Source organism: Flavobacterium sp. 9 (assembly GCF_002754195.1).
Taxonomy (GTDB): Bacteria; Bacteroidota; Bacteroidia; order Flavobacteriales; family Flavobacteriaceae; genus Flavobacterium.
This window is the reverse complement of record NZ_PEEU01000001.1, coordinates 4,976,805-5,002,784: the sequence shown is the minus strand read 5'-3', so window position 1 is coordinate 5,002,784 and position 25,980 is coordinate 4,976,805. Positions and strand designations below refer to the sequence as shown.

Annotated in this window: 17 protein-coding genes; 2 read left to right on the top strand and 15 right to left on the bottom strand. The window is 32.9% G+C overall.

Annotated features, from left to right (window positions below; translation table 11 throughout):
• Positions 1-15: 15 nt before the first annotated feature.
• From CLU81_RS20790 to CLU81_RS20760, 7 genes are all read right to left on the bottom strand, one after another.
• Positions 16-600, bottom strand: coding sequence for an RNA polymerase sigma factor (locus CLU81_RS20790; RefSeq protein ID WP_099711554.1), 585 nt, complete (start codon positions 598-600; stop codon positions 16-18).
• A 329-nt stretch (positions 601-929) separates the two neighbouring features.
• Positions 930-1,688, bottom strand: coding sequence for a family 16 glycosylhydrolase (locus CLU81_RS20785; RefSeq protein WP_099711553.1), 759 nt, complete (start codon positions 1,686-1,688; stop codon positions 930-932).
• Positions 1,689-1,772: 84 nt separating this feature from the next.
• Complete coding sequence (locus CLU81_RS20780; RefSeq protein WP_099711552.1) at positions 1,773-3,434, bottom strand: family 16 glycosylhydrolase; 1,662 nt, start codon at positions 3,432-3,434, stop codon at positions 1,773-1,775.
• 12 nt (positions 3,435-3,446) lie between these two features.
• Positions 3,447-5,000, bottom strand: coding sequence for a hypothetical protein (locus tag CLU81_RS20775; protein ID WP_099711551.1), 1,554 nt, complete (start codon positions 4,998-5,000; stop codon positions 3,447-3,449).
• Between the two features lie 12 nt (positions 5,001-5,012).
• Positions 5,013-6,512, bottom strand: coding sequence for a RagB/SusD family nutrient uptake outer membrane protein (locus CLU81_RS20770; protein WP_099711550.1), 1,500 nt, complete (start codon positions 6,510-6,512; stop codon positions 5,013-5,015).
• 11 nt (positions 6,513-6,523) lie between these two features.
• The gene (locus CLU81_RS20765) at positions 6,524-9,589 is read right to left on the bottom strand and encodes a TonB-dependent receptor (protein WP_099711549.1); all 3,066 of its coding nucleotides are present in this window, start codon (positions 9,587-9,589) and stop codon (positions 6,524-6,526) included.
• A 241-nt stretch (positions 9,590-9,830) separates the two neighbouring features.
• On the bottom strand, positions 9,831-12,599 hold the full coding sequence (locus CLU81_RS20760) for a triple tyrosine motif-containing protein (RefSeq protein WP_099711548.1): 2,769 nt from the start codon (positions 12,597-12,599) through the stop codon (positions 9,831-9,833).
• A 587-nt stretch (positions 12,600-13,186) separates the two neighbouring features.
• On the opposite strand from CLU81_RS20760, the gene uvrA reads away from it, so the two are divergent.
• Positions 13,187-15,982 carry an excinuclease ABC subunit UvrA gene (gene uvrA / locus CLU81_RS20755; RefSeq protein WP_099711547.1) on the top strand — a complete coding sequence of 932 codons (2,796 nt, stop codon included), beginning with the start codon at positions 13,187-13,189 and terminating at the stop codon, positions 15,980-15,982.
• A 217-nt stretch (positions 15,983-16,199) separates the two neighbouring features.
• Here uvrA and CLU81_RS20750 read toward each other — a convergent pair whose 3' ends face one another.
• The 8 genes from CLU81_RS20750 to CLU81_RS20720 all read right to left on the bottom strand — a co-directional run bounded on the left by CLU81_RS20750 (position 16,200) and on the right by CLU81_RS20720 (position 24,847).
• Positions 16,200-16,499 (bottom strand): hypothetical protein, encoded by a 300-nt coding sequence (locus tag CLU81_RS20750; protein ID WP_099711546.1) that lies wholly within the window; start codon positions 16,497-16,499, stop codon positions 16,200-16,202.
• A gap of 245 nt (positions 16,500-16,744) precedes the next feature.
• Complete coding sequence (locus CLU81_RS20745; RefSeq protein ID WP_099711545.1) at positions 16,745-18,397, bottom strand: mechanosensitive ion channel family protein; 1,653 nt, start codon at positions 18,395-18,397, stop codon at positions 16,745-16,747.
• 96 nt (positions 18,398-18,493) lie between these two features.
• Entirely contained in the window at positions 18,494-19,963 is a 1,470-nt protein-coding gene (locus CLU81_RS20740) for a lipopolysaccharide biosynthesis protein (protein ID WP_099711544.1), read from the bottom strand.
• A gap of 82 nt (positions 19,964-20,045) precedes the next feature.
• Positions 20,046-21,332: a glycosyltransferase family 4 protein gene (locus CLU81_RS20735; RefSeq protein ID WP_099711543.1), complete on the bottom strand. Its 1,287-nt coding sequence runs from the start codon at positions 21,330-21,332 to the stop codon at positions 20,046-20,048.
• 44 nt (positions 21,333-21,376) lie between these two features.
• Positions 21,377-21,841, bottom strand: coding sequence for a DUF6036 family nucleotidyltransferase (locus CLU81_RS20730; RefSeq protein ID WP_099711542.1), 465 nt, complete (start codon positions 21,839-21,841; stop codon positions 21,377-21,379).
• Complete coding sequence (locus CLU81_RS26995; protein WP_199174583.1) at positions 21,838-22,005, bottom strand: hypothetical protein; 168 nt, start codon at positions 22,003-22,005, stop codon at positions 21,838-21,840. The genes CLU81_RS20730 and CLU81_RS26995 overlap by 4 nt, the downstream gene beginning before the upstream one ends.
• Positions 22,006-22,079: 74 nt before the next feature.
• On the bottom strand, positions 22,080-24,512 hold the full coding sequence (locus CLU81_RS20725) for a YfhO family protein (protein WP_099711541.1): 2,433 nt from the start codon (positions 24,510-24,512) through the stop codon (positions 22,080-22,082).
• Positions 24,513-24,562: 50 nt separating this feature from the next.
• Complete coding sequence (locus CLU81_RS20720) at positions 24,563-24,847, bottom strand: DUF4834 family protein (RefSeq protein WP_089352697.1); 285 nt, start codon at positions 24,845-24,847, stop codon at positions 24,563-24,565.
• A gap of 124 nt (positions 24,848-24,971) precedes the next feature.
• Between CLU81_RS20720 and CLU81_RS20715 the strand changes: the two genes are divergently transcribed.
• The gene (locus tag CLU81_RS20715; protein WP_099711540.1) at positions 24,972-25,949 is read left to right on the top strand and encodes a transporter; all 978 of its coding nucleotides are present in this window, start codon (positions 24,972-24,974) and stop codon (positions 25,947-25,949) included.
• The last annotated feature ends 31 nt before the right edge of the window (positions 25,950-25,980 follow it).

Below are 25,980 nucleotides of genomic sequence, written 5' to 3'. Positions count from 1 at the left end.
TTACTCAAAATAGTATTAGTTGGTCAAAATAATTTGATGTTTGTCGATTATTTTTCTCAAATTCATTAGCGCATAACGCATTCTTCCTAATGCTGTATTAATGCTAACGTCTGTTAATTCAGATATTTCCTTGAAACTCATATCCTGATACATACGCATTACTAATACTTCTTTTTGATCTTCCGGTAATTCTTCGATTAGCTTTTTCAAGTCAATTTCGACCTGATCAACAATCATTTTACCTTCTATTGTCAATGAATCATCAGACATTATAGAAAAGATCGAAAACTCTTCTGTCTCTCTGTACATTGGCATTTTTTTGGTCTTGCGAAAGTGATCCACAATTAGATTGTGAGAAATACGCATTACCCAAGGCAAAAATTTACCTTCTTCGTTATAGGAATTACTTTTTAAGGTTTTGATTACCTTAATAAAAGTATCTTGAAAAATATCGTTTGAAATATCTCTATCAGCAATCTTAGAATATATAAAACCATATATCTTAGATTCGTGTCTCTTTATTAATGTCCCAAGAGCAGATTCGTTGCCTTCGACATAATTTTTCACTAATAGAGCGTCTGGAATATGCAGATCAGCCATAATACTACCTTTTTAGTTTCTGTATAAAATTTATAAGTAATTTTTTCTAAAAAGTAGTTTTATTGTATAGGCGTATCCTTTTTTAAGTTATGTTAATATCGTGACCAAATTTAACAAATAAATGTTTTAAAAAGCAAATAAAAGAAACAATAATTAACAATAAAACGTTAACATTTCTAAAATAAACTTAAACTTTACTTATAAATGGCTAAAAATGCTCAAAATCAAGTGTATTTTTAACAGTAAAAAACAGATGTAAATAACTTACAATTAAAGACTTAAGTATTCTACATCTGTTTTAAATTACAACATTCTAAACTATTCTTTTTTTATTGATAAACACGTACATAATCGATATAATATTTCTGTGGAAGCACTTTATCATCTACTTCAGGACCTCCAAAATTTCCCCCTATGGCCAAATTTAGGATAATATAGAATGGTTTATCAAATGGCCAGGTGTCTTCGTTTTTAACTTGTGGATTGAAGGTATAAACTAAAGTTTTATCTACAAAGAAATCAATTTTTTCTTTTGTCCACTCAATTGCATATACATGATATCCTTCTTCTATGGTAGGAAAAGGGGTTCTTTTTGTATTAATTGTGTTTCCGTGACTATCTTGTGTGTGCAAGGTTGTATAAACCATATGCGGATCTCGTCCAATATATTCCAGAATATCTATTTCTCCGGCTTTTGGCCATTTTATGGCATCAATATTGGCGCCTAACATCCAGAATGCGGGCCACAAACCGTGACCGATTGGCAATTTTGCTCTGGCTTCTATTCGGCCGTATAGAAATTCTTTTTTCCCCTTTGTGGTTATTTTTGTTGATGTATATTTATCGCCTTCTTTTCTGGCTTCGATAACTAAATTTCCATCTTTAAATTCGTGATTTGTTTTGGTGTAAATCTGTCTTTCATTGTTTCCGAAACCACAAAGATCTGGACAACCATCTCCGATTTCAAAATTCCAAAAAGATTCGTTTACTTCCTTTTTATTAAAATTTTCTTCCCAGACTAGTTTCCGTTTTACTTCCTGGGCAAAACCAAGACTGGTAATCAATAATAATACAATTACTTTTTGCATAATGTCGTTTTTAAATTGCTAAAAATTAAGAAGGCCAGCCTTAAACTGACCTTCTTACTTCATTCTTACTAATTAATTTGTATTCTATTGATATACTCGCACATAATCAACCTCCATGGAAGATTGTGTAAAAGCTGCATCAATATTACCGCCCAGATTACCTCCCATTGCAACATTTAAAATTAAGAAAAAGTCACTATTAAAGGGAAGAGAACCGTCATTAGGAACTGAATGAATCATTGTGTCATCTACAAAAGTTTTGACTGATGATGCTGTCCAGATTGTTTTGTAAACATGAAACTCTGTTGAAACATTTGCTATTGTTTTTGAGCCTGTATTTCCTTGTCCTCCAGAATGTCCGGGATAATGAAGGGTGCTCAAAATAACATTTTGATTGTTCCCCACGTGTTCCATCATATCTATTTCGCCGCAAGCTGGCCATGGTTTAGTTGCATAATTTTGACCTAACATCCATAATGCCGGCCATGTTCCTGCTCCTGTTGGAAGTTTGGCTTTTATCTCCAATTTTCCATAAGTAAAGGAGAACTTACCATCTGTTTTTAATCGCGCCGAAGAATAATCTGCTCCGCCTGAAGCTTCTTTTTTAGCCGTGATTTTAAGATTTCCTCCCTGAACTATTACATTCGTAGCGGAGTTGGTATAATTCTGTTTTTCATTATTTCCCCAACCATTTGTTCCTGTTCCTAAATCATAAACCCATTTTGTTGCGTCGGGAGCTCCGTCTGTATTGAATTCATCAGAAAAAACCAGATTTGTAAAGTCAGGATCAGGAGTCTGATTTGGTGGCGTTGTTGTAAAAGTATGATACCAAGCCAAAGAAGGATCTCCGCCCATAATGGCTCTAACAACCATTCTGTTTGCTGTAATCGACAATATCTCATATGAACTTTGACCAATATAATACCCCATAAATCCTCCGTCAGAGAAGTTTAACATTGTACCTCTGGTTTGTGTTTGATGATCAGGATTTTTGGTTACAACAGATTCTGATGGACTTAATGAAACTGTTTTAACTCCTGTCGCATCATACGTTAAACAAGCATCTCCTGCTCCGCTTCCTCCTGCTACATTTTTGAATGATGCATTAAAGAATGTTGCTCCTCCATTGTCTAATTCAAATTTCAATTGTCCTCCTACAAGTGAGAATGTCAATACGTTTTCGTATAAACAGCTACTTGTTGGTGATCCTGCTTTTTCAAAAGGTGTTGCAGAATAATAGTTTGGAATGTGATTTTTAGTAGCATCTGAATCATTTTGTCCCACTCCTAAATGTCCGGGTTCTGATGCTGACCAATACCATTTTTGAGAACTTCCGTTGGTCAGAAAATGAACCGCTTCGTCGTCGCTAAAATTACTTAGGACAGTAACATCTGCGGTACTATTTGTAGCAATTCCACCTTTTCCGTATGCAATTATTGTAATAGTATACGTGTTTACATTTGTTTTAGTAAAACGTTTGGTAAATACACCGCTTGGAGAATTTTGCGAAGTTCCATCGCTAAATATATATTTGTAAGATACAGCATTATCTGCCGTTGCTATTAACTTTACCATTCCTGAACCGTCTCCGTTCGGAGCATCGGCAGTTTTTCCTATAATTTCAGCGGTTACTTTAAGATTTGATGGTGCTGACAAATCGCCAAATGCATAATCATCTTTCTGGCAACTTACTGTCAAGAATAGTGACAGTAATGCTATTATATTTATAATTATCTTTTTACTCATGATTACGTTTTTTTAATTGGATTGTTTAATGTCATCAAAATAATAGGTTTTCCCTGTGCCGTTAACTCCAAAGTCAAAGAACACTACTAATCGCTGAAATTGATTGGCTGTTGTGGCTCCAGTGAAATCAAAAGTGAGCTCTTCCCATCCATTTGCAACGGTTGTGGTTGCATCTACCTCTTTATTTATTGTACTATCTGACATGTTTTCAAACTTGACTTTTACAATAATTCCTGCTTGTGGCGACCATACTTTCATTTTGATTTTTTTGAAAGTAGAAAAATTAAGCGGACTTGCTAATTCGATGAAAGATCCTGCCCAAACTTCAGAACCGCTTCCTTTTGTCAAAGCACCTACTTTTGCCGAAGTATTGATTCCTGTTTTATCCGGATTATCTGCTAATACTGAATTTGCTCCTCCAAAATTGGTAAAGGAATAAGTCAACACTGAAGATTCAAAACTCAATGGCAATTTTACAGTTTCTACGCCTGCAGTCAATTCAATATCATCAAAGTAATAATCTACTCCTGTACCATTATTTCCAAAATCAAAAAACAATACCACTCTTTGATAATTCTTAGTATTATCTACAGCAGAGAAATCAAAAGTCAATTCTTCCCAACCGTTAGCAACTGTATTGGTTACATCAACTTCTGTATTAATATTAGAATCTGCTAAGTTTTCTAATTTCATTTTAACCACAATTCCTGCTTTTGGAGACCACGCTTTAATTTTGATTTTTTTCAAAGTCGAAAAATCAATTGGTGTTCCTAATTCTAAAAACGAACCTGCCCAAACTTCAGAACCTGCACTTTTATTAAGCTTAGCAACTTTTGCACTTGGATTATCTTCGTTTACACTTGGATTATTTGCTACAGTTGTAGTTGCTCCGCCAAAATTATTAAAGGCATAATTAAGTGTTGCAGATTCAAAATCTACCGGTAATAATACTGGATTAGAGATTGTAATTGATTCTTCATAAGTTGTAGTTGCTACACCTCCGCTCAGCGCTATTACTTTTACGTTATACGTTCCAACATTTGCATAAGTATGTTTAATGGTTTCACCTTCCATGAAATCTACAGGAACTTCGTCCTCAGTTTCTCCAAAATATACCTGAAAATATGTTTCTAAATCTGCTTTTGCAGTAACCGAAGCTGATAAATTATCTCCGATTACATGCGCCAACGTTACTTTTAAATTTGTTGGAGCCAAAAACGAAACGGTTACTACCTGATCTACTTCAGTTATTTTTCCGTTGATTCCCATTGCTTTAATTTTAGCATGGTAAACTCCCTCAGGATATGTATGTGTTACGGTTCCGCCAGACCCAAAATAATCTGATTCCGGAGTTCCGTCTCCATAATTTATTTTGTATTGTGTAACACCTTCGCCTTTAGGCAAGAAAGTAACTTTACCGGTATTATCCTGCGTTACAGTGGTCAAAGCAGATATTTTTGATGGTGCACCTAATGCATCTAAATCAATATTGCTATTATCGTCATTTGAACAACCCAGAAGTATTGTCAAAACGAAAAGACTTATAATAAAATGTAATTTTTTCATAATAATGTTTTTTTAATATCCAGGGTTTTGCTTCCAATTTCCATTTGCGAATTGAATTTCTTCAATTGGCAGCGGGAATAACTCATTTTTATTTGCTGTAAAACCTGGTATTTTTCCAACTGCTTTTCCAGTTCTTACTAAATCAAAGAAACGCTGTCCTTCTCCAAAAAGCTCCGATCTTCTTTCTGCCCAGATAAAATCTGTAAGTGCAGCTCCTGAAACTGATATATCATGATTATTATCTCCAAAAGCACGTCTTCTAACTTGGTTTAAATAGGTTCTTGCTTTTGCATCGTCAATTCCGCCACGGTTATAAGCTTCTGCAGCCATTAATAAAACATCTGCATAACGAATTGCTCTGTAATTATTAGGGTTTGTTAAATTCAAATCTCCCTGAGCATTATCGCTTCTTTTTCTTGGCAAATATTTTCTATTGAAATAACCTGTGTCTTCGTTTCCTTTTCCAAACGTAACTCCTTTTCCATTATCATAACTTTTATTGGCTTCAGCCCAAGCTGCGATATCAAGAATAGCAGTATTTTTACGTTTATCTCCTGCTTCAAAAGAGTTTGCAGCTTCTGCAGTTGGAACATTAAAACTAAATCCAGAAGAAAAAAGTGGCCCAGAATAATTTCTTACTCCGCTAAAACCAACTGCAACGTTTCCTTCACTACATTGTAAACAAGTAAAACCTGCTCCTTCAACATCTGTATATTGTACTTCAAAAACAGATTCTGATCCGTTTTCTCCCGCCATTTCAAAAATCGCATCATAATCCGATACTAAACTGTATTTTCCGGAAGTGATTACGTTATTAAGAGAAGCAGCAGCTTGAGCATATTTATTTTGATATAAATAAGCTTTTCCTAATAATGCTTCAGCAGCACCTTTCGTTACGCGTCCTTTTTGAGATGCAATTGGAGATAAATTAGCAGTAGCATAAATCAAATCAGCTTCTATAGAAGCATACACTTCCGCAACTGATGAGCGTGGTACTGTTTTTTCATCTCCAACTTTAAATCTCGCATCTCCTTTCATCGGGATTCCCCCAAACCATTTAACTAACTCAAACTGGTAATAAGCTCGTAGAAAATGTGTTTCTGCGAGTAGCTGGGTTTTTCCCTCAAAATCGGTTTTATTTTGAAATTCAAGAATATAATTGGCTCTTTGAACTCCTGCAAACATCCAATTCCAGATATCTCTTAAATTGCTGTTTACCGGCGTATGAATCATGTCGTCTACTTGTTGCCAACCAATTACGTCTGTAGGGCTTTCTCCTCCTGCCAATGTATTATCAGAAGCAATTTCTCCTAATAAAGCATTTGCATAAGTAGCTTGCAGCAAATCGTAAGCGGCAACTAAAGCGTCGTTATAATCTTCTTTTGAATTGAAATAATTTTCAGAATCAATAGAATATTGAGGTTTTGGACTTACAAATTCATCTGAACAAGAAATACTTATTGTCGAGAATAGCGTAAGTGTTATAATGGATGTAATTAAATACTTTTTCATTTTTATTGAAATTAAAAATTAATGTTTAAACCCAATAAATAGGTTCTTGGAACCGGGTAAAACCCGTAATCAATTCCGGCACCAATTGGTGATTGAGAAACTCCATCTTTATTTGTTGGTCCAAATGAAGCGCCTGGATCAAAACCTTTATACTTTGTAAAAGTGTATAAATTATTTACTCCCGTATAAAGTCTTAGTTTAGTAATTCCTGCTTTTTGAGTTACTTTTGGATCAAGTGTATATCCTAATTGTATGTTTTGAATTCTGAAATAAGAAGCGTCTTCAACAAAATACTCAGAAAGTACATTGTTTGCAGTTGCTCCAGTAGTTACTCTTGGCACAGAATTACTTGTTCCCGGACCTGTCCATCTGTCCAAAACATAATCTAATCTATTAGCATCAGAAAGTACACGCTCGTAGTTACGAACCATATCATTGCCTATTGAAGCAAAGCTGTAAAGTGCAAAATCAAGGCTTTTATAACTCATTTGTATATTGAAACCCATTGTAGCATCAGGAATTGGATCTCCAATATTGGTTTTATCCTTAGTATCAATTACGCCATCACCATTTACATCAACAAAACGAATATCTCCCGGTGAAGCATTTGCTCCTAAAGCCAATTGCGATGGATGCGCATCAACTTCGGCCTGATTTTGAAATAATCCATCCGTTTTATAACCGTAGAAATATCCAATTGGATTTCCGGCTTGCATGCGTGATGCCGGTAATTGCCCTACGCCAAAACTACCTAGCTCGATAATTCCGGTTCCGTTGTTTACTTCCAATACTTCGTTCTTGATAAAAGTCACATTATAACCTACGCTCAAGCTAAAATTATCCCCAAATTTCTCTTTGTAATCTATTGCAAATTCAACTCCTGAATTTCTAACTGTACCAGCATTCAAAGTTGGAGCACTAGCGCCCGGAGCACCAACTCCTGTAATTCCCGAAACTGGAATATCCGGTATCAATAAATCTTTTCTGGTATCAATAAAATAATCCGCTACGATAGAAACTTTATCGCTTAATAATCTAAGGTCTAAACCAACATCAAACTTCTTTGCTTGTTCCCATTTCAACTTTGGATTAGGAATTTGTCCTGTTGCAACTCCGCTTACTAAATTACCATCAAACACATAAGTAGCTTCTCCGTTTAAAAGGCTTAAGAAACCATTATTCGGGATTTGATCATTTCCTAATGTACCATAACTGGCTCTTAATTTTAAGAAATTAAATGTTTTTGATTCTCCAAAGAAACCTTCGTCAGAAATTACCCAACCTCCGGTAAATGATGGAAAATAACCCACTTTATTATCCGGACCAAATTTTGTTGATGCGTCACGTCTGATCATTGCAGACAATAAGTATTTTCCTTTATAATCATATTGTGCTCTTCCAAAATAAGAAAGTCTTCTTTGATCATAAACATAACCTCCAGTATTCAAAGCTGATGGAACTCCTTTTGTCAAAGAAAGATCAGCATAATCCCATGAATTATTAGGAACATCAAAACCAGTTCCATTAGCCGAATTTCCCCATTGTTTATAAATGGTATTTCCTAATGTTGCCGTGATATTATGGTTCTCTCCTATTTTTGTAACATACGTTGCATAAAGGTCAAACGAGTAATCATTATCGTTTGTAGCAGTTTGAGTTACAAAACTTCTTTGAACATCAAAAACTTTTCCGCCATAACTTATTTTCTTTCCAAAAGTTTTGCCTTCACTATTTGAAGTATTAAATCCTATAGAACTCGAAAGTGTAAATCCTTTGAAGATTTTATAATCCAAACCAAAGTTTCCGTTCAGTTTTTTATAATTATAATCATTATAAGTATTCGCAATTTGCGCCAACGGATTTATAATTTCGTTACCTAAACCAGTTGTGTTTGGCACTAAAGCAAAATCACCGTTTGCAGCATATGGAGATAAAGTTGCAGGAACGTTAAGTGCATTAAACAATACAGAACCTAATCCGTTTTCGTTAATGGTTTTTCTATCGAAATATGTATAGATTACGTTTGTTTTTACTTTGAATTTATCGCTTAAATCAGCTCCTAAAGCTAATCTTGCCGTATTTCTTAAAAATCCTGATTTATCTGAACCTACAATTCCTTCCTGATCCAAGTGCGAACCACTAATAGAATAGGTAATTTTATCAGAACCTCCAGAGATTGTTATATCACTATTTAATATAGGAACGCTTTTCCCCAGAACTTGTTTTTGCCAATCTGTTCCACTTCCTAAACCACTTGCATTTGGATAAGGAAGCGCTTTTCCGCCATTAGCATAACTTTCATTCAATAATAAAGCGTATTCGGTAGCATTAAGCATTGGTAATTTTCTGGATGCTTCCTGAAATCCGGTATAACTATTAAAAGATACTTTAGTTTTAGAATTCTTTTTACCCATTTTAGTGGTAATTAAGATGATTCCGTTTGCTGCAATTGTTCCGTAGATAGCTGCCTGAGCATCTTTTAAAACAGTAATTGTCTCAATATCATTTGGATTAAGCAAACTTAAATCTCCAACATAACCGTCAATAATTGCCTGAGGTCCGTTTTCACCATTTGTAGCAATACCACGAATACGGATATCTAATTTTGCTCCCGGCGCACCAGATTGTGTGGTAACATTTACTCCGGAAACAGTTCCTTGCAACGCTTGTTCTACCTTTATTGGTTTTAAGATGTCAAGCGTTTTGCTGTCGATTACAGAAACAGCTCCTGTTACTTCTCTTTTCTTTTGAGATCCGTATCCAATCACAACAACTTCATCAAGTGATCTGGTATCATCACTCAATTTCACAGTAATCTTAGGTGCCGAAACCACAACTTCTTGTGTTCGAAAACCTATATAACTGAAAACAATTGTCGTTCCTTTTGGAACTCCTAATAATTTAAAAGATCCGTCAAAGTCTGTGGTTGTACTTTGTGACGAAGTTTTAACTTTTACATTCACGCCAGGCAATGATAAACCTGTGCCATCTAGTACGGTTCCGCTTACATCAAAAGACTGCGAAAACGCAAACGATGTAAACAGTAATAGTACGGTTAGTAATAATTTAGATTTCATAATTAGTTAGTTTTTATTGAAAGTTAAAATTATCGTATCCTCTTAAGAATACGTTAAAATTAACCTCAACAAAAAACATACATATCAAAAAAAATACGCCAAAAATCAATATATCATAAAAAATACACTGATTTATATATAATTTCAGAATCTAAATTTCCTTAACATTACCTTAACAAAAACACGACAAATGTCAAATGTTGAGGTAATGTATAGTTTTTTATCGCCGTTTTTTTAGTTCCTATACAGCCAGAATATATTCTACTAAACCAACTTCATGCTGCAAATCCATTTTTTTACGCAAACGATATCTTTTAATTTCGACGCTTCGAACCGAAATATTAAATAAAGGAGCAATTTCTTTTGAAGAAAGATTTAATCGCAGATACGCGCACAGACGTAAATCATTTGGTGTCAATAACGGATGTAGTTGTTTTATTCTTTTTAGGAAATCTTTATCGGCATTATCAAACGCTTCTTTAAAGACATTCCACGAATCATCTTCCGTGATATTTTTATTGATTGTACTAATAACTGATTTTATATTATTACTGTCATTTTGAGTCGTCTTCTTCAAATCTTCTTTGATAAAAGCCAGCAATTCATTTTTACTATTCAAACTCATTGTCGAAACAGCCAATTCCCGATTTTTATTATCAACATCCTGCGACAATTGCTCGTTTCTGAGTTTCATTAATTGCTGCTCGTTTTCTAATTCTTTTATTTCCAGCAAAAGATTATTCTCTTCAATTAGTTTCTCTTCTTGTTTTCTATAATAATTTCGATACGCTTTATTCACAAAATAAGCCAGAACACACATCAACAGAAAATAAATAAACCATGCTAAATTGGTCAAATACCAAGGTTTTAAAACTACGAATGTATAAGTCGCCGTATTTTCTAAAATAGTATTCGCATATTTTGCCCTTACTTTAAACGTATATTTTCCAGGCGAAAGATTTTTAAAGTTAACCGTAGCTTTTGTACTCCATTCGCTCCATTCGTTCTGGAAACCTTCTAATAAATATTGATATTCTGAATTGATGTATTTGTTGTATTCCGGAACCGTATAATTTAATGTGATATTATTTTCGCTCGAGCGAAAGTTCCCTTCACTTTGAATTGCAACATTTTTTAAAGTTTCATTCTGCTTGTTTATTGAAATATCCGTGATAAAAACGGTGTAGTTTTTAAAACTTAAATCATCAATATTCAATGTATAATATCCATCTGTTGTGCCAATTAAATAAGTTGATTTCGAAATTTGAGTAATATTCTCAAAACCTAACATCGAATTCGTCAATGAAGACGGAATCGGAATTACATTCTGTTTTAATTGATTGCTGAGTTTACTTGCCGAGAAATAATGAATGTAGTTTTTAGAAAACAACCAGATTTTATTCGAATTATCGACAATCAATTTACCCGAAGTATATTCATCTTTCTCAAAAATAGAACTCAGTAAATTGTCTTTTTCGAAAAGTTTTGTAGCAGGATTTAGTTTAAAAATTCCGCCTTTGTAAGCATAATAAATCTGATTATTGAATTTGGTCAAACTTGCATTTTTTCCCTTTTTAGGAGATTTATACGTATAAAATCCATGCGTTTTTGAAAGTGTTTTGTCCAGTTTAAGCCTAAAAATCCCTTTGTATTCATGACTTACATAAACGTCAAGATTGTTTGAAACCTCAAAATATCGGGACGAATAATCAAAACCCTGAACTTTATTTCTGAAAATCCATTGATTGTTTACTTTCTCCAAAACCGAAATTCCGTAATAATTTCCCTGAAGCAATTGATTTTTAGAATTCGGAACAGGCTCAAATTTCCACGTTCCTGATCCCGAAAATATACTTCTCGCCGAATCATTGGTAATAATAAAAGTACCAGAATCATGACCGCAAAAAAGCGTATTATCATATACAAAAAGCGACCAAACCTGACCTTTTGTGCCGTTTATAAATTTAAATTCTGCATTACTCTGCATATTCTTGCAAAACAATCCCTGATTTGTTCCCACATACAACAAACCATTAAAAGTTGCCGATGCATAAACTGTTCCCAAAACTCCCGTATCGTCCGTAAAACTGTGTACAGGCGACTGAATATTGATACAATTAATTCCGTTATCAAGTCCCGTCCATAAATTTTGATCTTTATCTTCAAAAAGTGACAAAGCTGTATTATTGCTCAAACCTTTGCTTTGCGAAATATGATACTTCAATTTTCCTGTATCCGATAAAATAAAAATTCCGTTAGAAACCGTTCCCAAAGCAAAACTTCCGTCCTGAAGATGTTGGCTGCTATAGACAAAACTCGATTTTAATTCGGCATCAACATCCGTAGAAAAACGCGTCAGAGTATTTCCATTCAATTTATAAATACCATCCAATTGCGTCTGAATCAGCAAACCGTCGTCCATTGCAAAAACATTCACAATCGTGAACTTTTTAAGAATAGGATGATCAGAAACCAATTTTGCTTTTCCGCTTTCGATTTCAAAAAGTCCTTCTTTTATGGTTTGAAAATAAATAGCGTTTTTTGGAGCAAACGACTTTACAACACCATTTTTAGGTGCAATAATCTTGAATGTTCCGGTTTTGGTATCATATATATAGATTCGGTTCAAAGACTGAAATAAAATCCATTGATCGTACTTCAAAATATTCCAAAACTGTTCGTCGTCTAATATTTTATTTTTGATGGTATCGCTAAGCGAAGTATATTTTAATTTGCCATTAGCTTGTCTTGTCCAGTAGCCAAAATTCATGTAGCAACCCGTATATATCTTATTTCCGATCACTTTTACAGATCGAATAATAGTTTCATTTGGAGCAGGATACAATTGCCAGTTTGTTCCATTATATTCCAAAAGTCCATCATTATTAGCAAAATACAAATAGTTCTGATCGTCTTGCGAAATCATCCAGCTTTGATTTCCGGCTCCATAAACAGACGATGAATATTTGACAATTGGCGGAAACTCCTGCGCAAACAGAAAGAAACTCATCAAAAAAAGCAGTAAAGACAGTTTAGTTTTCAAATCGATATATTGTATTAATTTAATGTAAAAACAGTCCTAAAATAGCTTATTTTATATTGTAATGACAAGTTTTTAGTAAAATAAAACAAGATTTAGCACATTAAATTTAATTTCAAACTATCTCAATTAAATCGAAGATTCAATCTCTAAATTTGGAATACCATAATTTACTCGTTCCATTGGCTGAAACAATTAACAGCATTTCTACCAAATAATACTAAACATAGCCCAAGGTTTCAACCTTGGGAAACCATAGAATATTAATCGTGAAAATATATTATGTCTCAACGTTTCAAACCTTGGGAAACCATACAATGTTCATCGTGAAAATATATTACGTCTCCAATGGTTGAAACCATTGGCTATGTTTCTATTATGAAAATTCAAGCATAGCCCAAGGTTTCAACCTTGGGAAACCATAGAATATTGATCGTAAAAATATCTCTTTCTCCAATTCCAATTATTATAGCACACAAATTAGTTAAGATTTGGAACAATCTGATTAACAAAACTCCAATCTAAATTGATTACTTTTGTAGAAATTGACTTTTTTTATGCAAATCGATCTTTCGACACTCGACCCAAAACATAATATTATAATTAAAGGAGCACAAGTACATAATTTAAAAAATGTAGATGTGGTGATTCCCAGAAACAAACTTGTTGTAATTACAGGACTTTCGGGATCAGGAAAATCAAGTTTAGCATTTGACACTTTATATGCCGAAGGACAACGTCGTTATGTAGAAAGTTTGTCTTCATATGCGCGTCAGTTTTTGGGGCGTTTAGACAAACCAAAAGTTGAATATATAAAAGGTATTGCACCTGCAATTGCGATTGAGCAAAAGGTAAATACAACGAATGCACGTTCGACAGTTGGAACTTCTACTGAAATCTACGATTATATAAAACTTTTGTTTGCCAGAATTGGACGAACTTATTCGCCAATTTCAGGTTTGGAGGTTAAAAAAAATACCGTTACAGATGTTGTATCTGATGTAAAAAATCTGGAATTAGACAGTAAATGGCTTTTGCTTTCTCCTATTCATCTTGAAGAAGGAAGACAATTAGAAGATAAACTAAAAGTGCTTTTGCAACAAGGTTTTTCTCGTGTTCTTGTCGATAACGAAACCATGCGTCTCGATGAATTTACGCCTACAGAACTTCATAAATTAGATAATAAAGATATTCTACTGATTATTGACAGAATCGTTGTCAAAGACGAAGAAGAATTCTATAATCGTCTTGCAGATGCTGTACAAACTGCTTTCTTTGAAGGAAAAGGAATCTGTTATTTACAAGAATTAAATTCTGATAAAAGATTTACTTATTCGAATAATTTTGAGCTTGACGGAATTACATTTTTAGAGCCAAACGTACATTTATTCAGCTTTAATAATCCTTACGGAGCTTGTCCGGTTTGTGAAGGTTATGGAAACATTATTGGCATTGATGCTGATTTGGTGGTTCCAAATACCTCTTTATCTGTTTTTGAAAGCGCTATTTATCCTTGGCGTGGCGATAGCATGAGTTGGTACAAAGACGAATTGGTAAAACACGCTTATAAGTTCGATTTCCCGATTCACAAGCCTTATTTTGAACTTTCAGAAGAGCAAAAAGATTTAATCTGGAAAGGAAATCAATATTTTCAAGGTTTAAATGATTTCTTTAAAGAACTGGAAGAAAAAAATTATAAGATTCAGAATCGCGTAATGTTATCTCGTTACCGCGGAAAAACAAAATGTCACGCTTGTCGCGGAAAACGCTTACGCGAAGAAGCATCTTACGTAAAAATTAACGGTAAAACAGTTTCTGATTTAGTTGATTTACCAATTAAACATTTGGTTACTTTTTTCAAAAATATCGATTTGAATGTTTACGAACAGCAAATTGCAAAACGTTTAATGGTCGAAATCAACAATCGTTTGTCATTTTTGACAGAAGTTGGCTTGGATTATCTTACCTTAAATAGAAATTCGGCAACACTTTCAGGAGGAGAATCGCAGCGTATTAATCTTGCGACTTCATTGGGAAGTAGTTTGGTTGGTTCTATGTATATTCTCGATGAACCAAGTATTGGTCTACACCCAAAAGATTCTGAACGCTTGATTAAGGTTTTGCTTTCGCTTCGTGATCTGGGCAATACAGTAATTGTAGTTGAGCATGATGAAGATATCATGAAAGCTGCCGATATGATTATTGATATTGGTCCTGAAGCCGGAACTTTTGGTGGTCATTTAGTGGCTCAGGGAACTTATGAAGAAATCTTAAAATCCGATTCGCTTACGGCAAAATACTTAAATGGTGATTTAGAAATTTCTGTACCAAAGAAAAGACGAAAATTCAAGAATCATATTGATATTGTTGGCGCCAGAGAAAACAACTTAAAAAATATAAATGTTACTTTTCCTCTTGATGTTTTAACCGTAATTACGGGAGTTTCAGGAAGTGGAAAAAGTACATTGATCAAGAAAATATTATTTCCTGCAATGCAGAAAAAACTGGAAAATGCCGGTGAAAAAGCTGGTCAGTTTAGTGAAATAAAAGGTTCTTTTTCGCAAATCAAACATATCGAATATGTTGATCAAAACCCAATTGGTAGAAGTTCACGATCAAATCCTGTAACTTATATCAAAGCTTATGATGACATTCGTGATTTGTATGCCAAAGAAAAACTATCAAAAATAAGAGGTTATCAGGCAAAACATTTTTCTTTTAATGTTGATGGCGGACGTTGCGAAACTTGTAAAGGTGAAGGTTCTATAAATGTCGAAATGGTTTTCATGGCAGACGTTTCTTTACCTTGCGAAACTTGTGGCGGAAAACGATTTAAAAAAGAAGTTTTGGAAATTACTTTCGACAATCAAAACATCAACGATATTCTGACAATGACAATTGATGATGCAATTGCTTTTTTCGAAAAAAACAAACAAAGTAAAATTACTCAAAAATTACAACCGCTTCAGGATGTAGGTTTAGGATATGTGCAATTAGGACAATCTTCATCTACACTTTCCGGTGGTGAAGCGCAACGTATTAAACTTGCTTCATTTTTGGTAAAAGGCGCAACAAAAGACAAAGCTTTATTTGTTTTTGATGAACCTACAACCGGATTACATTTTCATGATATTAAAAAACTATTAGCTTCATTTGATGCTTTAATCGATAAAGGACATTCGATAATTGTAATCGAACACAATCTTGACTTAATAAAATGTGCCGACTGGATAATTGATTTAGGCCCTGAAGGAGGAGAAAACGGAGGACATTTATTAGCAGTTGGAACTCCGGAAGAAGTTGCAAAAGAAAAGAAATCAGTTACAGGAGTTTATTTGAAGGATAAACTTTAGAGAAAAGGTTCTGAGGTTCTTAGATACTGAGGCTCTGAGGTTTTTTCTCTCTGGATGCATATATTGGCGGTTGAATCTGTTTTTTTTACCGTAGAGACGCACTGCCGTGCGTCTAACATAACAGATAACAAAACGGAAAGGTCTATAATAATAAAGCCCTAAATTCAATTGTAGGTTTTGAATTTAGGGCTTTACTATTTTTCATTTAATAATTCTACTAAGCAACTAAGCATTTTTCTTCAAACGGAAAACCATCTTCATCAATTGCTACTAAAATCTTTTTTTGTTTTGACGCCTCAAATGTAAGATACAACCATGCAAATGACCATAATCCTAAGGTTAAACAAAAAATCGTAAAGTTTAGACCGTGATTGACAACTTTTCCACCTTTTGAAAGAACCGCAAAAAGAAACTCATCATTTCTTTCTTCAAGAGTAAATCCGTTATGAACTTTATTCGATATCATATTAGAAAATACCTGTATGCTTTGTTCCTGACTGAGCCGATTGTTCTTCATAATTAGTTAACTAAAATTAATCCAAATTCTACCACATCGATTTTATCCATTTTCATTTCACAATTTCTGCAAAATTATCAATCTAAAAAACTACAATATTTACTTTTTAGTGATTTTAAAACGTGTTAAATTCAACTTTCTAAAAAGCAATATTCCATTCTGAAACATAAATTTAATTTTAAAAAATTAAACTACAAAGTAAAGTACTGTTAAATTGTTAAAAATTTTAACTAAGTATCAATAACTTAACTTTTATTTTTAACATTAAAAGTTGGCGGTTCATAATCTTTATTCAAATAATTCTCAGGAATTGTGGTTGTATTCCCGTCTCGTAATGCATTATAATGAGGTGACATAATTTCGATTCCCGCAGCACTAAATGAATCCTGAATATTTTGATGCAACGACGAATAAATAAGAGGTTGCTTTGTAGGATGCTTCGTGTAGACATTAATTTGATAAGCAACGTAAAAATCCTCTAAACCAGTTTGCAAAACAAATGGTGGCGGCGTTTGCTCAATCATATCTGTTTTTAATGCTGCATCTATTAAGGCTTTATGAATATCCTTCCAAGGAACATCATACCCAATTGTAACTGTGGTGTGAATCAACAAGCCATTGTTAACTTGTTTTGTGTTTGAAGAATAATTGGTTGAAGTACTCGATAGAACAGTCGAATTTGGGATTGTAATGTCTTCAAATTTGGGAGTTCTGATACGCGTTACCAAAGCTGTTTTTTCGATCACTTCTCCGCTTACATCGCCAATCTTTATAAAATCGCCAATTTTAAACGGACGCATATAAGTAATTACTAATCCTGCAACCATATTGGCAATAGCATTTGATGAACCTAATGAAAATAGAATCCCAACAAATACCGAAACTCCTTTGAAAATAGGTGAATCTGATCCGGGCAAATAAGGAAAAATAATTACTACCATAAAAGCCAGCAGCAAAAACCTGATAATATTAAATGTTGGCATTGCCCAATCACTATAAAAACCATCAATTTTGATATTTTCTTTTTTGATCTCATCAAAAAAGAATTTGATGATCTTAATTGCATATTTAAAAATGAAGAAAATAACAATGATGGTGACAAAACTGGGCAGGAAGTGAATAAAACCCATAATGGCCAATTTTGCAGGTGTCAGTATCCAACGCAATAAAGTTGTCGTATAAGCTTCTGTTGCGGGGAAAATACTAAATAATAAAGGAAGGGAAAGATAAACGATAAGAACCAATGTAATGCCTTTAATCAGACTATACAATTTCATCAATAGAGATTGCTGTTTCTGTGGCGAAAGAATATTTATATTATTATAATTAAATCCTTTAAAATATCTGTCGCTGTTTTTTAAGATGTATAATTTTATTCGGTTAAAAATCTTCCCTACAAAATATAAAACAATTCCAATAATAAGAATAAGCAATGCCGTATATCCAAGCCTTTTTGGAAGCATTGAATAATTTTCATTTTGATAAATAATAGCTCTTTTTATCAAATTCAAATTCCGCGTGGCAATAAAATGAGCAGACTGATTTTCGGCTTTTGCATCAATATCCAAAATCGACATGATCACAAAATCATTCTTATAGATGATATCCTGTGAAATATCAGAAGGAACAACTGAAATAGAATCTTTTTCGAAAAAAGAATCTTCATAAAGTTTTCTGATTTTCTCTGTAATTGCATTTGCTCTGCTTTCTGCAGAAAACGAACCTACTTTATTGTAGACATAAAAAAGCGTGTCTTTAAAAGGAGTTACAGGATATCCTTTTGGTTTTAATTCAACAGTAACTATCTTTGAGCTTTTTAAGCTATCAGCTTGAGCAAAAGTCAATGAAGAAAACAATACAACGAAGAACCCTAAAAAGCAAAGTAGTTTCTTTTTCATATTCTATTAGAAATAAATTGGTTATCCTTTCTAACAAATATAAAAACAAAATAGCTTAGAATTTAAATTCCTTGTGGATTTCTCAATAAAATCGTATTAATTTTTAACTCCTATCTTTTTCAAAATACCATCAATTACTTTATTAATATCTGAAGAAATCTTAAACTTATAATTCAGATATACATACAAAATAGTAACCAGAACAGACTTTAAAGCAATACTTATTAATTGATAAAAAGGAAATTCCCAGAAATAAAACAGTAAAAACAAAGCAAACGTCAGCAACATTGAATATATCGTTTGTTTTGTAAACGGATACAAATCCAACTTCTTTACGACAAAAAGCAGCTTTGCCAAACTGTACAAAGTAACAGATAATAAAGTAGCGAATGCTGATCCTAAAATCCCAGCAATAGGAATAAAAATCATATTTAAGACAATGGTTAAAAACACTAACAGCAATCCTAAATACAATACCATTCTATAATATTTAGTGTTAAAAATGATTGCATTATTGTTTCCTAAAATCAAATCAAAATATTTTGATAATCCAATCATAAATACAACGGTAATACCTCCGCTATACTCTTTTGGAACTAATTCGTACAATTGATTAATATTGACAAAAATGCACAACATCACAAAACCACCAACCATTTGAAGATTAATTGAAGTTTTTTTGTACAATAAATTCAATTCATCGTGTTTATTTTCATGCATTAATTTAGCTGTAATTGGATATACAATTTGATGCATCGCACGACTTGGAACTGAAATTACCAAAGCAATATAAGTCGCTACTGAATAGTACGCAATATTCTCAATTTTCATGTACTGATTCAACATCAGTTTATCTCCATCCAAAAGTAAATTGGCAACACTTCCTGACAAAATAATGAAGAATGTATATTCCATTACATCTCTTACGTTCTTGGGAATATTGATTTGAAATTTAGGTTTTTTAATATAGAAAGCGTAGAACATTGTAACTATGAACGCCACAAAATAAATTGCTGCCGTTACATAAACAAACTGAATTAGTGTCATCCAGTTAAAATACAAACCTACCAATGCAAAAGTTGAAAACAATCTTAATCCAACTTCTTTAATGAAATTTCCAAAAACAGAATGCATATGAACTCTCGCCCAAGCATAAAATATTTCGAAATATGCCATACAAATCCCAATGAACGGAATCAAAAGCATAAACTCTTTTACAACAGGGTTTTTCTTTGCTACAAATGCCGTAATATCATCAAAGAAAAAGATTCCAATAATACCCAACGGAATACACATTAATATTGGAAATAATGCCGTAAAAGAAAGAAACTGTTCTCTTTCATCTTCGGTTTCATACTGTGAATAAAACTTGACTAATGTGTTTTGCATTCCAATTGCAAACAATGGCATAATTACGTTGGCAGCCGAAGTAATATAATTTGTTAGCGCATAATAAGTAGCCCCCAAATAAATTGGATATAGATAAAGCGTATTAATAGCTCCTATTGCAAAGCCTATGTAAGTTATGATTGTATTTTTGAAAGACTGGTTTAAAACAATACCCATGTTTTGCTTGCAGAGTTTAGATTGTAGAGTTTAGATTTCTGATTTTCTACTCTCTATAGATTTTTTAAATTGTTATTGCTTTTTATTCTTTAATCAATTGTGCTAATTGCTTGGTAAGATTTTTTCTTGAATATTGTTGTAAACCAACTCCATAAGATTGTAATTTCCCTTCCAAAAACTGATTATAAAAGTCCAAAATTACACTTTTTAACTTCGCTTTCTCAGAATAATCAAAAAATACTCCAGTATTTGTCTCTGTTATAATATCAGCAAAATCAGAACCTTCTGGTCCAATCGCAATTATTGGGCGATTTGAAACCATATATTCGAATAATTTACCCGGAATAATACTTTTGGTATCTTCTGAATTAATCTCTATTAAAAGTAAAACCTGTGATTTTTTTTGATGAGCAATTGCTTCATGATGCGAAACATATCCCAGAAGATTCAAATAATCATTCAAATTAAACTCTTTTATAGCATCCAGAACTTCCTGACTAACAGCTCCAATTAGTTTAATTTCTAAATGTGATTTAAAATCCGGTATTTCCTGTAACAATTCAACCAGACATTCCCATAAAAATCTTGGGTTTCTATCTGATAAAAATGATCCAATATGTGCCAAAGTAAATTTGGTATCTAAAGTTTGTTTTTCAACATTTTCGATATCATAACCGTTTGTAATAACCGAAATTGGCTTGTTTGTAATGGCTTGAAATTCGGCTTTTGTAGTTTTACTCGTTACAATAATAGTATCTGCAGTATTAAGAACTTTATGCTCTAATTGTTTGTGTTTTTTATCTGCGTATGATGATAAACGCAGTGCTTTATGATATCCAATTGTAGTCCAAGGATCACGGAAATCAGCAAACCATTTTACGTTTAATTTTTCTTTTAATTCTAAACCTATTAAATGCAAACTATGCGGTGGCCCGGAAGTTACAATGGTATCAATATTATTCTCTTTGATATATTTTTCAAGATAAGAAACAGAAGGTTTTACCCAAAAAACACGGGCATCCGGAATAAAAAGATTTCCTCGAACCCAAAGAAAGGTTTTATCTAAAAAAGTCTGCTTCTTTTTATGCGGAAAAATTCCGGAACTAATCTTTTTAGTTTTATTTTTCGAAAAAATTGAAGCCAATTGATAAGGTTCCCAAATTTTATTTTTCAGAACAATTACCTGATCAGAAATTTCACTAACCAAACCTTGATCAATAATTGGATAAGTTGGATTCTCCGGAACATAAACAATAGGCTGAACACCAAATTCAGGTAAATATTTTACGAATTTTAACCAACGTTGCACGCCAGGTCCTCCAGCTGGTGGAAAATAATAGGTAATGATTAAGAGTTTTTTTTGTTCCAATTTATTAATTTTCTGAAATATCAGTTTTATACAGATTAAGAATTTTATTCTGAATCGTTATTTGCTTTTCTAAGTTCTTCAATATCTAAAATATCCTTAGGTCTATTTGCTGCTTTTTTAGCGATTATTAAACTATCGTAGTCAATAAAATAAACAGGAGTTTCACCGATCATTACTATTGTAGCATCTTCTAACAATGACGAAAAAGATTTATCTTCTAACCCCTTTACAGCAGTCATAACATCTAGTCTCAGACCGTAGCTTAAACTAAAATCAGTCCAACCTGGGATAAATTGCATTGTTTCAATAGTTTCAAAATCTCCCAAATTAATTGATTTTAAAGCTTTTCTTAAATTAATTCGATTTTCAATTGTATCCTCTAAGTAAATATCTATATCGCCTGTACTTCTATTATAGCCATAAATATTTACAGCAAATCCACCAATAGTTATATATTTAACTTTGTTTTCAAAAAAACTATTCCAAATAGCAATTATTTGCTCATTCATCGTTTTTTAGATTGGATTACTTTAGCTGTTTTCAACATATAAGAAAGTTCAATAAGAGTCATCAATCTTTCTAATCTTTCTAAATAGGAAAGCGATTTTATTTCAGCTATTCTATTAGCTTCCAGCTCTTGTGGAGTACCAAAACTTAACACATTCTTTTTCATTGTTCAGTCTTTTAAAATACATAGCAAAGATAATAAATGATAGACAATCCCAAATAAGAAAGAAAATCAAAGTTCTAGCTTTTAGCACCAGATTTTTTTCTTTCAAAATAAACTCCACCAATCAAAAGTAAAAGCATTCCAATGCAACTTACTAAAGTAATTGTTCCTCCGGTTTTTACAACCTCTGGCTCAAATTTAAACTCTATTGTATGTTTTCCTCCTGGAACTTCCATTGCTCTTAAAACGTAATCAACCGGAAAATGATCTGTTAACTGACCATCTATATAAGCATTCCATCCATTTTTATAGTACATTTCAGAGAATACTGCTAAACCGTCTTTTCCGTTATCAGATTGGTATTTAATGTAGTTTGGTTTATATTCTACTACTTTAATTGTTCCAGTTGTGTCCCATTGTTTTTTCATTCGGGCATTTCTAAATTTACCTTCATGCTCACGAACGTTAAAAACAGCCACTGTTTTAGTATCAATATGATCTAAAGCTTTCATGACATCATCTGGCTTATTGACCAATTTTACGGTAGTTACAAACCAAGCGTTTCCGTTTGCATCAGGATTTACAACAGGATATTCTTTTCCTTCTTTATCAACTTGAATCACGTACTTAACATTCAACATATTAAGTACTTCTATATTATTTTTTACAATTTGATAATCAAATAACTGCTGCATTCTTCTTGGTCTTACAGCGCTGTAACCACCAATTGTTTTATGAAAATAAGAAGATCTTCCCTGCAATTGTCCTTGCGGATCAAATACACGATAGATTGACGTATCTTTTAAAATTTCACTATCTGCTTGTGTTTCCTGAAATGGAGCTGCAATTTGCACCGGACTCACAAAATCTTTTGCTGAAACATATCTTTTGTCTACAAAAAACAAATCAAAAATCATTAAAAGACCAACAATAATTAAAGTGGTATTTTGAGCTAATTTATTTTTTACAAACAACCATAAGATTCCAGAAGTCACTACAATAAAAAAGCCAGAACGCAATAAATCTGCTGAGTAAAGACTCATTCTGTCTTCTTTTAAAGCATCCACAAAAGCTGGTCCATAGGTTTGCATGAAATAACTATCACTCATTCCTGTAAAGTGGAACATACTTTTAGCAAATACTAAAATCAATAAAACACCAAGACCAAAAACACCTGTTTGTACTAAAGCTTTTTGCTGCAATTTTGGTTCGTCTTTTGCTTTAAAAAACGATTGTAATCCCATAACAGCAAGCACAGGAAAACACAATTCTAATATAACCTGAATAGAAGATACTGCTCTAAATTTATCATACATTGGAACGTATTCGATAAAAAAGTTTGTTAAAGCAGAGAAATTTTTTCCCCAGGAAAGTATCAATGTAAACAAAGCTCCTGTAAGAAATACATATTTTATTTTTCTTTCATCAATAAATAAAGCCAATACTGCTAAAAAGAAAACTACAACTCCTATATATGCCGGTGCAGAAACGATAGGCTGATCTCCCCAATAAGTTGGCATTCCTGACACAAAATCCTGAGCTTGTTCTGACGGTACTCCTTGTTCTATCATAAAAGAGTACATACGGCTATCTATACCTACGTTTTCGTGACTTGAACCTCCAAAAATTCTTGGTGCAATTAAGTTCAGACTTTCTGCAATTCCATAACTATATTCTGTAATATAGTCAGTTGTCATAGATGCTGTTGTTTGATTTTTTGACCCATCAGGATTAAAAGTCAATTCGCTTTTATCACGAATACTATATTTAGCATATTCGCTTGTAGCCATTAAATTGGTAGCATTGGCTCCAATTGCAAAAATTCCGGCTACAGCCAAAGTTCCTATTGCAATCAAAAGTGGCTTGTATTCTCTTTCCTTAATAAATTGAAAAGCAAAATATCCTGAAAGTATCAATAAGAAGATCAATAAATAATAAGTCATTTGAAAGTGATTCGCATTCACTTCAAGTGCAACCGCAAACATAGTGAGCAAACCGCCCCAAATATATTTTTTCTGGAAAACCATTATAAATCCGGCAATAACCAATGGCATATAAGCAATTGCATGCGCTTTTGCATTATGACCAACTCCTAGTATAATGATTAAATAGGTAGAAAAACCAAAGGCAATTGCCCCAATAAAAGCTTTTAGAGGATCTGTTTTTAAGACTAATAATAAACCATAAAAACCTAAGAAATATAAAAACAGATAATCTGCCGGACGAGGTAAAAAACGTAAAATATCATCTACATGTCCTACTAAATCATTAGGATAATTTGCTCCTAACTGATATGTTGGCATCCCACCAAATGCTGAATTTGTCCAATAAGGTTCAGAATGTTCTGCTGCTCTAAAGTCATTTTGCTCTTTTGCCATTCCGGTATATTGAGCAATATCCGATTGGAAAATTTGTTTTCCTTGTAAAACAGGATAAAAATAAATTAAAGAAACGAGAATAAACCCTAATATAACAAGGGCATGCGGATAGAACTTATTTACTATTTTCAATTTTGGCAGGTTTGGTTAAATGATGAATCCTCTATTTTTAGGACACAAACTTAATCTATTTCTTCGTAATCAACATAATCGCCAACCTTTTTGGTTTCACGAGGATTTTTTGCATTGGCAGTATTGATGATTATCTCATCATTGTTTGTACGCGTTTTTTGCCATGTATTATCCTGACTATATTGTTGTTGTCTCTGAAAATTCTCTCCTGCTTTCTCCACGGCTTTCTTTACCAATACCGGTAAAAATATTCTAGCCAAAAACTTAAAAATATAATAAAATGCCACCATATAACATATGGCTTTTATTAAACCTGTAAAAGATGCTTCTTGCATAATCGTATAATTTTTTCCAAAATTAATAAATCCATTGTTTAAAATTAAAATATCAATCTTAAATAAATAATAAAATATAGTACATTTGAAATGCGTTATTACTTTTTAATCAAAAAATACATTTATGTTAAAAACTAAAAACTTATTTATTACAGCACTTTTTCTTGTACCGCAACTTTTTTTCGCACAATATACCGATGTAATCAATTCTAATCGTCCAGGCGAAACAATGTCTGCGTACGCAGTTGGGAAAACCGTATTTCAAGCTGAACTTGGCGTTTACGGAATTAAAGAAAAACACGATCTACTAGACTATAACGCAAACGGTTTTGGCACCGATTTAACGCTGCGATATGGCGCATTTCTTGAAAAGCTGGAATTTATTCTTGATCTTCAATATCAAATGGAGAATTTTGATACTCCTTATACCTCTTATAAAAAAAACAACTTCAGACAAACTGTTTTGGGAGCTAAATATTTGATTTACGATCCTTACAAAAACTATAAAAGAACCGACAATATATACAGCTACAAAGCTAATCGCAGCTTTGACTGGCATTCATTAATCCCGGCAGTTTCATTGTTTGCAGGAGCAAATTTTGTTGGCGCTGATAATCCTTATTATTTCTCTCCTCAATCTGCTATTTCTCCAAAAGTAGCATTGATCACTCAAAACCTTTTTGGAGGCGGAAAATGGGTTTTTGTAACCAATATTATCGCGGATTACATTGGAACAGATTATCCTAGTTATGGTTACGTATTGACTTTGACTCACGGATTTAATGATAAATGGTCTGGTTTTATCGAAAATCAAGGTTATAAAAGTGATTTTTACAGCGATGCTATTCTTCGTGGCGGAGCAGCTTATTTAATTAATCCGAATCTTCAGGTTGATGCCTCTATAAGTACTAACTTCAAAAATACACCTTCTATATTATATGGAGGCGTTGGCATTTCATGGCGTTATGACGGTCGTTACAAAGAGAAAGAAATAGAATATAAAAGCAATGAAAAAGCTAAAAAGAATAAGGATAACGATTTAGAGAAAAAAGAAGTCGATTATCAGGAAAAAGAAAGAAAACGTAAATCGAAATACGAATAAGAATTTAATAATCAAACTTCTCCAAAAGAAA